The sequence below is a fragment of the Methylobacterium tarhaniae genome (assembly GCF_001043955.1).
In the GTDB taxonomy this organism is placed as follows: Bacteria; Pseudomonadota; Alphaproteobacteria; order Rhizobiales; family Beijerinckiaceae; genus Methylobacterium; species Methylobacterium tarhaniae.
Genome location: NZ_LABZ01000201.1, coordinates 1 through 14844 on the forward strand (window position 1 = coordinate 1; position 14844 = coordinate 14844).

Consider the following 14844-nt stretch of genomic DNA (forward strand, 5'->3'; position numbering starts at 1 on the left):
GGAGGAGGGAGGGCGGCACGCTCACGAGGTGAGGGGCAGAGCGACCGCGACGACCGCGCCGAGGAGCGCCACGTACAGGGCGAGGTCGAACAGGGGCCGGTGCCAGACCAGGCGGTAGAAGCCGCTCCAGGCCAGCAACCGGCGCAGCGGCAGGCTGACGAGGAAGGCGAGCAGCATCCAGGCCGCGAGGCTGGGCACGAAGACGCCGTAGAGGTCGAACTCACCCGTCATGCCGCGAGCTCCGGTCGGGTGTCCGAGGGACGGGCCGGCCGGTAGGGATCCGCCTCCGGAAACAGGCCGCGGCGGATCCCCACGAGGCCCATCAGGGCGGCGCGCCCCGCCGCCTGCCGGGCATCGGCGGAGACCGCGTCCAAGGCCGCATCGACGGAGGCGAGGAGGGCCGGCGCCGGCTCCAGGGTCGGGCTCTCGAAATGGCGGGCCAGGGCGGCGAGGAGCCGCTCGACCGCGTCCCTGCCGGGTGGCGAGAGCTGCCGGCGGTCGCGGCGCAGCTCGACCACGTTGATGCCGACGCGCACCTCGGCGAGGAGGTCGGCCGTCCATTCCGCGTCGTCGGCCGGCAGGGCGGCGAGGCGCGGCGCGATCAAACCGACCCGGTCGAGCATGAGCGCCGCCAGTTCGAGGCCGTTCTGCGCGCCGCGGCGCCGGGCGGCGCGGGCGAGCTCGCGCCGGTTGATGCCCCGCAGCCGTCGTGCCGACCAGCCGGCCCCGACCGAGCGGACGAGGCGCGTGACCACCGCCCCCGTCCACATCCCGAGGATGACCGCGACGGCGGAATTGGCGAAGGCCGCGAAATCGGCGCTGAAGCTGCCCTGGAGGGCGATCATGGTCGAGCCGTTGACCGCCGCGCCCATCGCCCTCGGGGCGGTCCGCGGCTGCGCCATGAACACGCCGCAGAGCAGCAATCCGGGCGCGAGCGCCAGGGCCAGCATCTCGAAGGTGGTGGCCAGCGGCAGGATGGCGAACAGGTAGGCGCCCGCCCCGAGCGCGCCGACGATGGCCGAGTTGGCGAAGCTGACGATGAAGGGCGCGGGGTCGTCCTGCGCGGCGAAGAAGCAGCACCCGACCGCCGCCATCATCGGGGCTCCGGCGCCGTCCGGCCACCCGGTCGCGATCCAGATCGCGCAGGCGAGCACGATCGAGAGGAACACGCCCGCCGCCGACAGGAGGGCCATGCCGCGGTCGCGGTGACGGATCGTGCGGGCCGCGGCCGTGTAGCGGAAGGCGAGGTGCTCGGCGACGGGCGTTCCGTCGGCGATGTGCCGCTGGAGCAGGCGGGCATCCTGGCGCAGGTCGATGAAGTCGACGAGCCGCGCCACGAGGCTCGCGAGGACGAGGTCGTTCCAGGACGGGCGCTCGCCGAGGCGGGAATCGACCGCGACCGCGCTCGCCTTGAGCCGCGCGGCCTCGGCCGGGTCGGTCGTGCCGACGGCGAGCCAGGCGGCCATGGCGTCGAGCACGCCGCGCAGCCGGTCGGGGAGGGCCCCGGCCCGCTCCAGGGTCTCGATGCGGTCCGCGATCGCCGAGACGATCGGCAGGACCATCAGCATGTGCTGGCGCAGGGTCGCCATGGCGTCGGCCGAGCGCTCCGCCCCCGTCATGTCGTAGCGCAGGGGCGTCGCCAGCGCGTCGAACGCGATCGCGTCCGAGGCGAGCCGGAGACGCTTGGCCTGGGTGTCCTTCGCCGGCCGGGCCCGGCCGAGGACGTCGCAGGCCCACAGGCGGGCATCGCGCAGCCAGGCGTCGAGCCGGCCGGCGATCGTCGGAGCGGCCGATTGCGGCAGCACGACCGACGACATCAGGCTGGCGCAGAGGATGCCCAGCGTGATCTCCTCCGCCCGGGCGACCGCGGTGCCGAAGATCGCATCGGGCTCGCCGACCGCCGGGAAGCCGATCAGGGCGGCCGTGTAGCCGCCGAGCATCATCAGGTAGCTGCGCGGCGTCCGGTCGAGGAGCGAGAAATACAGGCAGACCGCGACCCAGAGGGCGATGGCGAGCGTCAGGAGCTCCGGCGCGTTGACGAGGTTCGGGACCAGGATGACGGTGACGACCGCGCCGAGCAGCGTGCCGCCGACCCGGTATACCGCCTTCGACCGGGTGGCCCCGGCCAGGACCTGGCTGGTGATGTAGACCGTCCCGACCGCCCAGTAGGGCTTCGGCAGGTCGATCCAGAACGCCAGGAACAGGGCCAGCATCGCCGCCGCGAAGGTCTTGATCGAGAACGCCCAGTCGCGCCAGCCGGGGACGGTCATTCCGCCGCCTCGTCGTCCGGGAGCCCGGAGCATCCCGGCTCCATGTCCAGGACTGGGAGGTCCAGGACTGGGAGGCCCAGGACCGGCATGTCGAGAACCGGGCGTGCATGATCCTGGATGGCCCGGAAGACCCTCAGGCCGGCCTCGAGGTCGGCCGCGCTCACGCCTCCGAACACCTCCTCCCGGAGGCGCTCGAGATCGGCCTCGATCCTCGCGACGACCGCCCGTCCGGCGGGGGTGAGGCTCAGCACCTTCGCACGCCGGTCCGTGGCATCCTCCCGACGCTGGACCAGGCCTGCCGCGCAGAGCTGGTCGAGGAGACGGACGAGGGACGGCCCCTCGATCCCGACGGCCTCGGCCAGAGCCGTCTGGCGCGGCTCGCCCGCCATGCGACCGATCAGCACCAGGGGCAGTGCCTTCGCCTCCGAAATTCCATGGGCCTCGGCGGCCGCGTCGGCGAGACGACGCCACTGTCGTCCCGCGAGGAGAAGGCTGTGCGTGTAGGCCTGACGACGCCGGTGCGGGTCCCCGTCGGTCACATCACCGCTCCCGTTCGACCGACGGCACGACGTCGTCGGATCCGCGCGCCGACAGATATGATGCTAGCTATCCGTCGATCGCCATGTAGCGGCGCTGCCCCGGACGGCGAGAGCCGGGTCGGCGTTTCACGCATCGGCGGCGCCCCTCACGCGCCGTCGATGAACCGTCCCGGGCCTTCGAAGAGGGTCGTTCGACCGCGCCGCAGCCGCGGCGGGCCGCCGGTCCGACGGGCTCGCCCCGCGCATCGGTGGATCGGCACGGCACCGGATCGCCGCCCGGGCACGCGCGGACGAGCGCGCGGGGTCCGGCACTCCCGCCGCGGGATCTCGCCGGGGGCGGGCAGGGCGGCCCCGCTCGGGTCAGGCGAAGGCCGGCTCGCGCACGTCGAGCACGGTCAGGCGCTTGGCGGTCCCGGTCCGCGTCGACCAGTCGATGGACTGCCCCTTGCTGAGCCCGAGCAGGGCGGCGCCGACCGGCGTCAGGACGGAGATGCGGCCCCGTCCGATGTCGGCCTCGCCCGGATAGACGAGGCTCACCGCCTGCACCTTGCCGGTCGTGTCGTCGCGGAATGCGACCTCGCTGCCCATCCGGACGAACCCGAGGGCCGTCCTCCCGGCCCGCACGACCGGGATCGGCACGACCTGCGCCCGGTCGAGCTCGTCCGACAGGTAGCCCGCCAGGTCCGGCATGCGGTCCATCGCGGCGGATGCCAGCCCTGCCAGCCGCTCCCGGTCCTCCGCGGTCACCTTGATCTCCGGCAGGCTTCCACCGCCGGCAAGCGTCCTCGTCGTGTCCATCTCGCAGATCCTCGTTCAGGCGGCGCGCGGGCCGGGGTCGTCGTCATCCTCGCCCGCCGGGACGGGCGGCGGGTTCGGCTGCGGCCGGACCAGCGGGACGACCTTCCGGTCGCCCGCCTCCGTGGTGGCGGGTTCCGGGGCGGGGGACGGCCCGGGCGTATCGTCGATCATGGATGCCTCCTGCGGGGCCGCGACGCCGGTACCGGCGCGTGGCGTCGCCGCGCGACTACGGGATCCGGCGCATCGCGCGCCGCCGCCTTGCGTCGGATGGATCTGGAAGGGTGTCGTCGCGCCTCTCGGCCGACCTTCGGGCGCTTCGCGGAAGCCGTCCCGGCGACCCCGAGCGGGACGGACGCAGGCGCGCCGTCGGCTCGGGGCTAGTGGCCCGCGATCAGGTTACCTGCCCGGAGCAGGCCACGGTAGAGGGTCGTGTCGAACGGCATGACGCGCTCAGGATTGGCCATGCGGGAGCGGTTGTCAAACCCGGCCGCCAGCCCCGGGCGGGGTCGCCGCGGCCCGGCTTGACACCGAGCGGTGCCGTCCCGACCTTAGGAGGGTCATGTCGAACCGCCTCCAGAGCCTCCGTCTCCTGGCGCGCTCGGGCAGCCTGCAAGCAGGCTCGTAGCCCTGGCGCTCCGCCGGCCTGTTCGCAGCCGGCCGAGGCCAGGGACGATCTCCAGCAACCTTTCCATCCGTTCGCGCGGCGCCCTTCCGGACGCCGCCGGGGCCGTCGCGCATCCTCCGCGCGGGTCGGCCATGCTGCGAGGTGCCAGGATGCACGCGGTCCATGAACTGCCGCCCATCACCGTCACGACCCACGACTTCGACCGGCTGGTGGCCTTCGGCCTCCACGCCTATCTGCGCGGCGACAGCCACGCCGACTTCCTGCTTTCGGAGCTGAAGCGGGCAACCCTGTGCCCGCCGCGGGCGCTGCCGGGCGAGGTGGTGTCGGTGAACGGCCGGGTGCTCTACCGGCTCGACGACGAGCCGGCCCTGCGGGAGCACCGCCTCGTCCATCCCCTCGACCTCGCCGGCCGGCCCGACGAGCTCTCGGTCGCGAGCCCGCTCGGGATGGCGCTGCTCGGGCTGCGCGTCGGGGACCGGATGCCCTTCTGCGACAACCACCGCGGCACCCAGCACGTGGTCACGGTCGCGGGCATCGACCGGCGATCCGTCGGCGAGCCGGTCGCCGGGCGCCGCGCACCCGCCCCGCGCGGGCCTTGAGCCCCGGTGCCGTCCCGTGCCGGCCCGGCACGGCCCTGTCTCCGACAGGAGCATGTCATGACACGGCGGAACCCGGGGCGGTCCTCCCCGGGAGGGACAACGTCGTCGGCGCCGGCCTCGCCGGGCTGGCGGCCGTCGCACGCGCGGAGGCCGGTCGCCGGCCGACGCCAACCCGAACAGGAGAGAATCCATGCGCATCCTCGTCGCCACCGATTTCTCGCCCCGCTCGCAGCGAGCCGTGCGGCGCGCCGGCATTCTGGCAGGACAGGGCCGCGGCGACGTCGTCCTGCTGCATGTCGTGGATGGTGGGGAGGCGCGCGAGACCGCGCGGGACCTGCGTGAGGCGCAGCGCATGACCGTCGAGCAAGTCGCGGTCGTGCCGGAACTCGTCGGCGTCGAATGCCGCCCGCGCGTCGTCGCGGGACGCCTTCCCGACGCGGTCTGCGACGCAGCGGCGGCCGACCGGGCCGACCTGATCGTGGTGGGGGCGAGCCGGCGGGCGGCCGCCCGAGGCTCCGGCCGGACGGTCCGCAGCCTGATCCGCGCCGCCCCGTGCCCTGTCCTCGTGGTCCATCGATCCGCTTCGGGGCCCTATGCCGGGGTCATGGTCCCGGTCGACCTCTCGGACGCCTCGGCGCGGGCCCTGCGCAGCGTCGCGTCGCTCGGTCTCGCCGACCACGCCCGCGTCACGGTCGTCCACGCCTTCGAGGCGCTGGGCAAGCCGAAGCTGTCCGGGTTCGGCGTGCCGCGCGAGCAGGTCGAGCGCTATGTCGAAAGCTGGCGCTCCACGTTCGCGGAGGAGGTCGAGGCCTTCCTCGAAGCGAGCGGCCTCGTGGGACGGGACTGGTCGAGGCGGGTGGAGGAGGGGCGCCCGGACGAGGTCATCGCCGGCCTCGCCGCGCGGATGTCCTCCGGGCTCCTCGTCATGGGCACGCATGCCCGGACCGGGATCGGGAAGGCTCTTCGGGGGAGCGTCACCGAGGCCGTCCTCGCCGCCGGTGGCGCAGACGTGCTGGTGGTCCCGCCGCGCCGGTCCGGCGGCCGACCCTGGCCGGGGCCGTCCGCACGGGTTCCCGCGGGCCGGGCCGGGCGCCCGCCCCTCAGGGTCGTGACCGCGGGAAGGGACGTGCTCCGCGCGACCGACCGCGACGCCCGACATCCCGGGGCCTGCGCGCCACGCGCGGGGCCGAGCGGCCTTCGGAACGGAAAGCTCAAGCTTCGAGTTGAGGGGGCTGCCGAACGGGAGCCTTCATGAGAACGCCTCTTCTCGCCCTTCTTGGATTGATGCTCGCGACCAGCCCACAGGCGGTCCTGGCGCAGGATGCCGCGGAAGCGCCCTCGGCCTCCATCGAGGACGGCGAGCCGCGTCCGGGTCCGCCACCACCGCAGCCGGACATCGCCCAACCGAACGGGCGGGCCGGCGAGGCCCTGAACGAACCCGGCGGGCGATCCGGCATCCCGCAGGCTCTTCGCGCCTCCGGATCCAAGGCCGGCGGACCGGCGAACGAGCTCAATCCCGGCGGCCGCGCGGAGGCGCCGGCCCCGCCGAAGGGCGATCTCGGCCGGGTCGTCGCCGGCAGGGAGCTGTTCCACGGCAATTACTGCGGGAAGGGGCAGCGCGGCGAGGGCTTGCCCCCGACCGACGACCTCGATGCCGCCTGCATGCGCCACGACGCCTGCTACGACGCGGCCGGCTACAGTTCATGCGCCTGCGATGCGACGCTCAAACGCGAGGCAGCCGTCGTTTCCGACAGCCCGGGGATGTCCCTGGAAGTTCGGCGCAGGGCCCTCAGCGTCATCCAGGCCGCGGAGGCGATGGAGTGCCGCGCCCCGTGATCCCGGCCCTGCGATCCGCGCCTCGCCGCGCGGCATGCCGCGATCAGGATGCGCCGGACTTCGTCTCGGCGTGAAGCCGGTCGCTTGCGCGGAATCGTCCGTCGGCGGGCTTCGACCGGTCCCGCCTCGCGACAGGACCAGGGCGGCGAGCGCCGGCCTCATGCCCATGCCCATACCCGTGCCCGACAGGGCGTCGCAGGCCGCGAGCACGGTCCTTGCCGGCCGAGACGGGCGACCCGGGCAACATCACAGGAACGGAGCGATCCCCAGGCTCGGATGCAGAGCATCGCCGCTCCAGTCCTCGCCGAGCTCCAGGATCAGATCCTTCAGATACGACGCGATCCGTCGACGTGCTCCGCCATCCGTGCAGGCGACCGTGATGCCGATGCCGAGAGTCTCGCCCTCGTACCGGCGCAGCACCGACTCGGCCATCAGCGCGACCTCGCGCTCGGCCTGCGCCGTCAGCACGCGCAAGCCTCCCCGAGTGGCCAACGTCACCTCGTAGCGGATCGCAGCAGTCACGGACCGGCTCCCATCGACGGGTTGGACCTCTACCGGGTTGGACTGACCCGGATCGAAGGTCCGGTAACGGATGAGGTCCGGAAACCGATCCATCGCCGCCTGCGGTTCTTTGCCTGCGGCCTGCTTCATTCGACACGATGCTCACCCGAGCTTCCCGATGACCCGCTCGATCCCGTCACCCGCGAGCGGAATTCCGCTCGTCTCGACGGCTCCATCGCCTGCCATCGCTCGCGACGCCCGCGTCACCGGCGCGACCGGTGCGCCGCCGCGGTCACGCCGGTTCGACGACCCCGCCGGCCTTCTCCAGGGCGGCGAAGCCCCCGGCCACGTGAACGACCGGGACGAGCCCCATCTCCTGAAGAGCCTTCGCGGCCAGGGCCGAGCGGTTGCCCGAGGCGCAGTAGAGCACCAGTCTCCGCCCGCTCCCGAGCTCGGCCTTGTGGGTCGGGCTCGCCGGGTCGGCCTGGAACTCCAGCACGCCGCGCGGCACGTGGACCGCGCCGGCGATCTTGCCGGTCTTCGCCAGTTCCTCGCTCTCGCGCACGTCGACGAGCACCGTGTCCGGCTGGCCGAGGCGAGCGAGCGCCTCCTCGGCCGACACCGTCGTCACCTCGCGGTTCGCTTGCGCCACCAGATCCTTCGCGCTCTTCGTCGTCATGATCGCCTCCGTCGCTCGCCACATCATTCTCCCGGTGCCGCGCCCCCGAGGGCGTCGAGCGGGATCGTCAGGGAACGCCGTCCGTCCGCCTCGGGCTCGAGCAGGCGGCCGCCGGTGGCACGAGGCGGAACAGCAGCATGCCGGCGACCATGGCGGCCACGAAGGTCGCGGCCTGCGCCGGCGCCACCGTCAGGAGGGTGAGTGCCGGCCCGGGACAGAGGCCGGCGAGGCCCCAACCGAGACCGAAGATCGCGGCCCCCGCGACGAGGCGCGGGTCGATGTCGCGCCGGGCCGGGATCTCCAGCCGGGATGCGAGCAGCGGCCGGCCGCGGCGACGGGCGACGAGGGTACCGGCGGCGGAGACCGCGACGGCGCCCGCCATGACGAAGGCGAGGCTCGGATCCCAGCGACCGGTCAGGTCGAGGAAGGCGAGGACCTTTGCCGGATCGCTCATCCCGGAGACGAGGAGGCCGAGGCCGAAGAGCAGACCGACGGCGAAGGCGGAAGCCATCTTGGCCACGGCGTCAGGCTCCGAGCAGGTGACGGATGACGAGAACGGTCAGGACGGCGACAGCCATGAAGGTGCCGGTCGCGGCCAGCGAGCGGGGCGAGAGGCGGCCGAGGCCGCAGACGCCATGGCCGCTGGTGCAGCCGGAGCCGAGGCGCGCCCCGAACCCGACCAGCAGCCCGGCGAGCGCCAGGAGCGGGAACGAGGCCTCGACCGTCACCGGCGGCAGGCTCCCGCCCATGCCGGCATAGACGGGCGGTGCCAGGACCAGCCCGGCCAGGAAGGCGGCCCGCCAGCCGGTCTCGCGCGTGAGTGGAGCGAGCAGCCCGCCGAGGATGCCGCTGATGCCGGCCACGCGTCCGTTGAGGAGCAGCAACAGGGCCGCGGAAGTGCCGATCATGGCGCCGCCGACGAGGGCGCTGACAGGCGTGAAGCCATCCATCGTGGTCTCTCCCGAGCGTCGGTCCGGGCGGCGCCCGAATTGCCGCGGAGCATGCCGTGCCCCGCCACGCCGAAACATTAGGCTTATCTTTATTAGATATCACTAATGCAATGGCAAGGGCGAATTCGGCCGGCTCGAAACGGGAAGCGGCCTCGGCTTCGCCGGGATGGCGTCCTGACGGAGCGGCCTGAGCCTCCGGCTGCGCAACCGGCCGGTCCGCCCGGGGAGCGCGGCGGAGATCGTCCGGGGCCGAACGCCATCAGCCGGGCTCCGGGCAGAAGATGTCCTTGAGGGTCGCCAGCACCCGGGCGGCCCGGGGGTCCTCCAGCCGATAATAGAGCGTCTGGCTCTCGCGGCGGAACGCCACCAGCCCGTCCTCCCGGAGCTTGGCGAGATGCTGCGACAGGGCCGACTGGCTGAGCTCGACCTCCCCGGCGAGGCTCGTCACATCCATCTCGCCGCGGGCGACGAGCAGGCACAGGATCAGCAACCGCTTCTCGTTGGCGAGGAGGCGGAGCAGGCGAGCCGCGTCGGCGGCCTTGTCCTGGAGGCGCATCAGGTCGGTCGGCGTCGCGGCGTCCATCGGCCCCGTGTCCCGGAAAGTCAGACCCGACTTCTTTAGGCGATGCTAATATAGCAGACCGGGCCGCAGCTGTCTCCTGCACGATCGCGCCGCCGGCGCGGGCACCGGGCGGGGGAGGGGCGGGGAGCCGCCAGGGTGCCGGCGCGCTCCGCATCGACCCGGGCCGACCGGTCCCTGGCCTCGTCCTGACCTTCGAGGGTCGACGAGCCGCGCGCCGCCGCCATCGGCGTTGCGGAAGTCCGTTCCCGCCGCCGTGGGGCCGGAGAGCCCCGCGCCGTCCGTCCGGCGGGGTCCACGAAAGGCCGAGACGCGCGGGCCGGCCGACGAAGCCGGCCCGCGCCGTCGCACTCAGTGACCGTGCGCAGGCTCCCGCGCCTGCTCCGGCGCGTGCACCGCCCCCGGCGCCGCGTCCAGGTTCTCCTCGCGCACGCGCTTCCTCTGGAAGAACCGCATCGCGACGACGAAGAAGACCGGAACCAGGATCACCGCCAGCACGGTGGCGGAGATCATCCCGCCCATCACGCCGGTGCCGATCGCCTGCTGGCTCTTCGAGGCCGCGCCGGTCGCGATGGCAAGCGGCACGACGCCGAAGATGAAGGCCAGCGAGGTCATCACGATCGGGCGGAAGCGCAGGCGCGAGGCCTCCACCGTGGCGGTGACGAGCTTGGTGCCGGGCTTCCACAATTCGCGCGCGAACTCGATGATCAGGATCGCGTTCTTGGCCGAGAGGCCGATGATCGTGATGAGCCCGATCTTGAAGTACACGTCGTTCGGCATGTCGCGGATGATCACGCCGGCGACCGAGCCGATCACGCCGAGGGGGATGACCAGCATCACCGCGAGCGGGATCGACCAGCTCTCGTAGAGCGCGGCCAGGCACAGGAAGACGATCAGCACCGAGAGGGCGAGCAGCAGGGTCGCCTGCGAGCCGGCCTGCTTCTCCTGGAGCGACTGCCCGGTCCAGGTATAGCCGAAGCCCTTCGGCAGCTGGGTCATCAGCCGCTCCATCTCGGCGATGGCCTCGCCCGAGGTGAAGCCCGCCGCGGGCTCGCCGGTGAAGCGGACCGACTGGTAGCCGTTGAAGCCGATGATCTGGGCCGGGCCGACGCTCCACTTCAGGTGGGCGAAGGACGACATCGGCACCATCGCGCCGAGGTGGTTCTTGACGCCGTAGTTCAGCAGGTCGGTGGCGTTGAGGCGCTGGTTGTCCTCGGCCTGGACGATCACCCGCTGCATCTTGCCCCGGTTGGGGAAGTCGTTGGTGTAGACCGAGCCGAGGTTGACCTGGATCGTGTCGTTGATGTCGGCGAAGTTGACGCCGAGCGCCGCCGCCTTCTCGCGGTCGATCACCAGCTCCGCCTGCGGCGCGGGCGGCAGGCCCTCGACATAGACGTTCTTGAGGATCGGGCTCTTGCGGGCGAGGGAGAGCAGCTGCTCCTGCGCCGCCATCAGGGCCGCGTAGCCCTTCTGGGCCCGGTCCTGGAGGCGGAAGCTGAAGCCCGAGGCGTTGCCGAGGTTGTCGATCGGCGGCGGCTCCAGCGCCTGGATCACCGCGTCGCGATAGCCCGCCATCGCCTTGTTGGTGCCGGCGACGAGCGCCGCCGCCGACTGGTCCTTGCCGCGCTCGGACCAGGGCTTCAACGTCACGAAGGCCTGCGAGGTCATCTGGCCTTGCCCTGAGAACGAGAAGCCGTTGACGATCGTCACGGTCGCCACGCCCGGCTGGGCCAGCAGGTGCTCCTCGGTCTTCTTCACCGCCGCCAGCGTGCGGTTGAACGAGGAGCCCGGCGGGGTCTGGATGTCGACGGTGAAGAAGCCCTGGTCCTCGACCGGCAGGAAGCCCTCCGGCAGGCGCACGAAGGCGTAGGCCACGCCCGCGACCAGGATCAGGTAGACCACCATCATCCGGCCGGACTTCTTCACCGCCCAGGACACGCCGCGGCCGTAGCGGGCGGTCTCGCGGTCGACGACGCGGTTGAACCAGCCGAAGAAGCCGCGCTTGGCGTGGTGGTGGCCGGGCTCGACGGGCTTCAGCAGCGTGGCGCAGAGCGCCGGGGTCAGCGACAGAGCCAGGAAGGCCGAGAAGGCGATCGAGGTCACCATCGCGATCGAGAACTGGCGATAGATGATGCCGACCGACCCGGGGAAGAACGCCATCGGGATGAACACGGCGATCAGCACGAGCGTGATGCCGATGATCGCGCCGGTGATCTGGCCCATGGCCTTGCGGGTCGCCTCCTTGGGGGGCAAGCCCTCCTCGGCCATGATCCGCTCGACGTTCTCGACCACCACGATGGCGTCGTCGACCAGGATGCCGATGGCGAGCACCATGCCGAACATCGTCAGCACGTTGATCGAGAACCCGGCGAGCAGCATGATCGTGCAGGTGCCGAGAAGCGCGATCGGCACCACGATCGTCGGGATCAGCGTGTAGCGGATGTTCTGCAGGAACAGGAACATCACGATGAACACCAGCACCACCGCCTCGACGAGGGTGTGGAGCACCTTCTCGATCGAGGCCTCGACGGCGGGCGTGATGTCGTAGGGGATGTCCCACTTCACCGTGTCGGGGAAGAACTGCGACAGTTCCACCATCTTGGCCCGGATCGCCTTGGCGGTGTCTAGCGCGTTGCCGTCAGGGGCGAGCGTCACCGAGATGCCGGCGGCCGGCCCGCCGTTGAGGCGGGTGGTGAACTTGTAATCCTCGCCGCCGAGCTCGATGCGGGCGACGTCGCGCAGGCGCACGGTCGAGCCGTCGGGATTGGCGCGCAGGACGATCGCGCCGAACTCCTCCGGGGCCCGCATCTGGCCCTTGACGACGATCGGGTAGTTGACCGCGTGGGTCTCCGGGCTCGGCTGGGCGCCGACGGCGCCCGAGGCGATCTGGACGTTCTGGCGCGTGATCGCCTGCGTCACGTCGGAGGCGTTGAGCGACAGGCCGCGCAGCTTGTCGGGGTCGATCCAGACGCGCAACGAGCGCTCGGTCGAGTACAGGGTGGCGCGCCCGACGCCCGGGATGCGGCGGATCTCGTTGATGACGTTGCGGATCAGGAAGTCGCCGAGCGCGACCTCGTCCATCGACCCGTCCTTGGAGACGAGGGTGATGATGTTGAGGGTCGCGGCCGAGGCCTCCTCGACCAGGATGCCCTGCTGGCGCACCTCGGCCGGCAGGCGCGCCTCGACGCGCTTGAGGCGGTTCTGCACCTCGACGCCGGCATAGCCCGGATCGGTGCCCGGCTCGAAGTTGGCGGTGATCTCGACGACGCCGAACGAATCGCTCGCCGATTCGAAGCTCTGGATGTTGGCCGCGCCGTTCAGCTCATCCTCGATGAGGCGCGTCGTGCCGGTATAGAGATCCTCCACCGAAGCGCCCGGGAAGGCGGTGGAGAGGGCGATCGAGGGCGGCGCGATGATCGGGTATTGCGCCACCGGCAGCATCGGGATCGTGAGCGCGCCGCCCAGGCAGATGAACAGCGCGACGACCCAGGCGAAGATCGGCCGGTCGATGAAGAAGCTCGCCAAGGTGGTGTCCTCCTCAGCGCTGTTCGGTCGAGGCCGGGGCGGGGTGGGACCCCGTGCCGGCCGACGCCACGGTGGTGGTCTCGAACGGTACCGCCGAGACCTGGGTGCCGGCGACGATCTTCTGGAAGCCCTCGGCGACGACCCGGTCGCCCTCCTTGAGCCCGTCGCGGATCACCCACTGGCCCTCGACCACCGGGCCGACCTCGACCGGCTGGAGCACCACCTTCTGGTCCGGCCCGACGAGCCAGACCTGGGCGCGGCCGTCATTGGAGCGGTGCACCGCCTGCTGCGGGACCGCGATGGCGTCGGAATCGATGCCCTGCTTGATCCGGGCGCGGACATACATGCCCGGGAAGAGCTCCCCGTGCGGGTTCGGCACCACGGCACGAAGCGTCACCTGGCCGGTGCTCGGATCGGCGGTCACGTCGGAGAACAGCAGCCGGCCGGGCTCGGGATAGAGCGAGCCGTCATCCATGATGACGCGCACGCTCGCGACATCGGGGGCGAGGCGGTCGAGCTCGCCGCTGGCGAGGTCGCGGCGCAGCTTGTTCAGCTCGCCGACCGACTGGGTGATGTCGACGTAGATCGGGTCGAGCTGCTGGATCGTCGCCAGGTTGCTGGCGCCGCCCTGCTCGACCAGCGCCCCTTCCGTGACGAGGGCCCGGCCGATGCGGCCCGAGATCGGCGCCCGCACGTCCGTATAGCCGAGGTTGAGCTGCGCCCGGTCGCGGGCGGCCTTGGCGCCGGCGACCTCGGCCTCGGCCTGCTTCTGGGCCGCGAAGGCGGCGTCGTACTGGGCCTGGCTCGCGGTCTGTCGGGTGAGCAGGGTCTCCAGGCGCTCGGCCTGCTGGCGGGCCAGCACCAGGGCGGCCTCCGCCTTGGCCAGGGTCGCCTCGGCGCTGGAAAGGTCGGCGCGGAACGGCATCGGGTCGATCTTGTAGAGGAGGTCGCCCTCCTTGACCTGGCTGCCCTGCTCGAAGGTGCGCTTGATGATGAGGCCGGCGACGCGCGCCCGCACCTCGGCGATGCGGGTCGGGGCGGCGCGGCCGGGCAGGTCGCGCTCGTAGGGGATCGGCTGGTGCTTGACCGTCACGATCGAGACTTCCGGCGGGGCGGAGGGGGCCGCCGGCGCGGCGGCCTGCTGGGCCGGCTTGCAGGCGGCGAGCCCGAGGAAGAGGGCGGTCGCTCCGAGGAGGATGCGGCGGCGTTGGATCACGGGTCGGTCTTTCCTGCACGGTAGGGAAGCGGCCGGGGCGCGTCGCGCCGCCGGGCTTCCGGGCAAGGGCCACAAAGAGTTCCCGGTGAGGCGCCGCCGTGGCGCAGGGCCAGGCAGGTTCGCCTCGGACGGATATCGTATGCGCTCGGGCGCCGCCTGTCCGGCCCTGTCCGCAGCGGCCGGCGAGGCACGCAGCCTCGTCGAGCCGCGAGGCTCGCAGGGTTCCGAGGCGGAGATGTGACGTCAGGACCGCTTCCGTACCGAAAGCGGAGCCGGGCGTCAGGCCCTAAGCCTTCGGTGGGCGCTCGGGCAGGGCGGCGCCGGCCTGGACCAGGGCGCCGAGGCGGCGCGGGGGCAGGAGCGTGGCGGCGGAGGCGGCCGGGCCGTCGGCCGGGCAGGCGAGGTTCGTGCTCGCCGCGCCGCCGTCGTCGGGCCGTGGGTTGTCGACGCCGGAGGCCGTGAGGGTGCAGGCCGGGCTCTTCACCCAATGTGCGTGGAGGCTCGCCATCGGCGAGGCGCCCTGGCTCGCGCGCAGCACCGGCTCGGGACGGCCGGACGCCGCATCCGCCGCCGACACCGCCAGGAGGGCGAGGCCGAGGCCGAGGAAGGCGGTCGCGCAGAAGCGCGCGAGAGATGTCCAGATGCGACCGATCACGGAACGGGACAGTGGGGGTTCCGACTGCACCGCACAAGACGCCGCGACATTCTGTCAGACCCGGCGCGACG

General features: G+C 72.3%; 16 protein-coding genes. 3 read left to right on the top strand and 13 right to left on the bottom strand.

Annotation, left to right across the window (positions count from 1 at the left end):
* Nucleotides 1–21 precede the first annotated feature (21 nt).
* The 5 genes from VQ03_RS24930 to VQ03_RS33960 all read right to left on the bottom strand — a co-directional run bounded on the left by VQ03_RS24930 (nt 22) and on the right by VQ03_RS33960 (nt 3778).
* Nucleotides 22–231, bottom strand: a complete 210-nt coding sequence (locus tag VQ03_RS24930) for a DUF1656 domain-containing protein (RefSeq protein ID WP_048453606.1) — start codon at nt 229–231, stop codon at nt 22–24.
* A complete protein-coding gene (locus VQ03_RS24935) occupies nt 228–2270 on the bottom strand; it encodes an FUSC family protein (protein ID WP_048453607.1) in 2043 nt (680 codons plus the stop codon). Before VQ03_RS24935 ends, VQ03_RS24930 begins: the two co-directional genes overlap by 4 nt.
* Nucleotides 2267–2809, bottom strand: a complete 543-nt coding sequence (locus VQ03_RS24940; RefSeq protein ID WP_083468206.1) for a MarR family winged helix-turn-helix transcriptional regulator — start codon at nt 2807–2809, stop codon at nt 2267–2269. Before VQ03_RS24940 ends, VQ03_RS24935 begins: the two co-directional genes overlap by 4 nt.
* A 360-nt stretch (nt 2810–3169) precedes the next feature.
* A complete protein-coding gene (gene rnk / locus VQ03_RS24945; protein ID WP_083468207.1) occupies nt 3170–3607 on the bottom strand; it encodes a nucleoside diphosphate kinase regulator in 438 nt (145 codons plus the stop codon).
* 15 nt (nt 3608–3622) lie between these two features.
* A complete protein-coding gene (locus VQ03_RS33960; RefSeq protein WP_167376131.1) occupies nt 3623–3778 on the bottom strand; it encodes a hypothetical protein in 156 nt (51 codons plus the stop codon).
* 603 nt (nt 3779–4381) lie between these two features.
* On the opposite strand from VQ03_RS33960, the gene VQ03_RS24950 reads away from it, so the two are divergent.
* The 3 genes from VQ03_RS24950 to VQ03_RS24960 all read left to right on the top strand — a co-directional run bounded on the left by VQ03_RS24950 (nt 4382) and on the right by VQ03_RS24960 (nt 6667).
* Entirely contained in the window at nt 4382–4831 is a 450-nt protein-coding gene (locus tag VQ03_RS24950) for a GreA/GreB family elongation factor (RefSeq protein WP_048453608.1), read from the top strand.
* Nucleotides 4832–5021: 190 nt separating this feature from the next.
* Nucleotides 5022–6086: a universal stress protein gene (locus tag VQ03_RS24955; RefSeq protein ID WP_083468208.1), complete on the top strand. Its 1065-nt coding sequence runs from the start codon at nt 5022–5024 to the stop codon at nt 6084–6086.
* A complete protein-coding gene (locus VQ03_RS24960) occupies nt 6083–6667 on the top strand; it encodes a phospholipase A2 family protein (protein WP_048453609.1) in 585 nt (194 codons plus the stop codon). The genes VQ03_RS24955 and VQ03_RS24960 overlap by 4 nt, the downstream gene beginning before the upstream one ends.
* Nucleotides 6668–6913: 246 nt before the next feature.
* Here the strand turns inward: VQ03_RS24960 and VQ03_RS24965 are convergent, their stop codons facing one another.
* The 8 genes from VQ03_RS24965 to VQ03_RS25000 all read right to left on the bottom strand — a co-directional run bounded on the left by VQ03_RS24965 (nt 6914) and on the right by VQ03_RS25000 (nt 14773).
* Complete coding sequence (locus tag VQ03_RS24965; RefSeq protein ID WP_342586476.1) at nt 6914–7318, bottom strand: hypothetical protein; 405 nt, start codon at nt 7316–7318, stop codon at nt 6914–6916.
* A 142-nt stretch (nt 7319–7460) separates the two neighbouring features.
* Complete coding sequence (locus VQ03_RS24970; RefSeq protein ID WP_048453644.1) at nt 7461–7847, bottom strand: rhodanese-like domain-containing protein; 387 nt, start codon at nt 7845–7847, stop codon at nt 7461–7463.
* 67 nt (nt 7848–7914) lie between these two features.
* Nucleotides 7915–8367: a DUF6691 family protein gene (locus VQ03_RS24975; RefSeq protein ID WP_048453610.1), complete on the bottom strand. Its 453-nt coding sequence runs from the start codon at nt 8365–8367 to the stop codon at nt 7915–7917.
* Between the two features lie 4 nt (nt 8368–8371).
* Nucleotides 8372–8797: a YeeE/YedE family protein gene (locus VQ03_RS24980; RefSeq protein ID WP_048453611.1), complete on the bottom strand. Its 426-nt coding sequence runs from the start codon at nt 8795–8797 to the stop codon at nt 8372–8374.
* A gap of 259 nt (nt 8798–9056) precedes the next feature.
* Nucleotides 9057–9380, bottom strand: a complete 324-nt coding sequence (locus VQ03_RS24985) for an ArsR/SmtB family transcription factor (protein ID WP_048453612.1) — start codon at nt 9378–9380, stop codon at nt 9057–9059.
* A gap of 348 nt (nt 9381–9728) precedes the next feature.
* Nucleotides 9729–12902 carry an efflux RND transporter permease subunit gene (locus VQ03_RS24990; protein WP_048453613.1) on the bottom strand — a complete coding sequence of 1058 codons (3174 nt, stop codon included), beginning with the start codon at nt 12900–12902 and terminating at the stop codon, nt 9729–9731.
* Between the two features lie 13 nt (nt 12903–12915).
* Nucleotides 12916–14193, bottom strand: coding sequence for an efflux RND transporter periplasmic adaptor subunit (locus tag VQ03_RS24995; protein WP_425350090.1), 1278 nt, complete (start codon nt 14191–14193; stop codon nt 12916–12918).
* Nucleotides 14194–14404: 211 nt separating this feature from the next.
* A complete protein-coding gene (locus tag VQ03_RS25000) occupies nt 14405–14773 on the bottom strand; it encodes a hypothetical protein (protein WP_053078721.1) in 369 nt (122 codons plus the stop codon).
* Nucleotides 14774–14844: the final 71 nt, after the last annotated feature.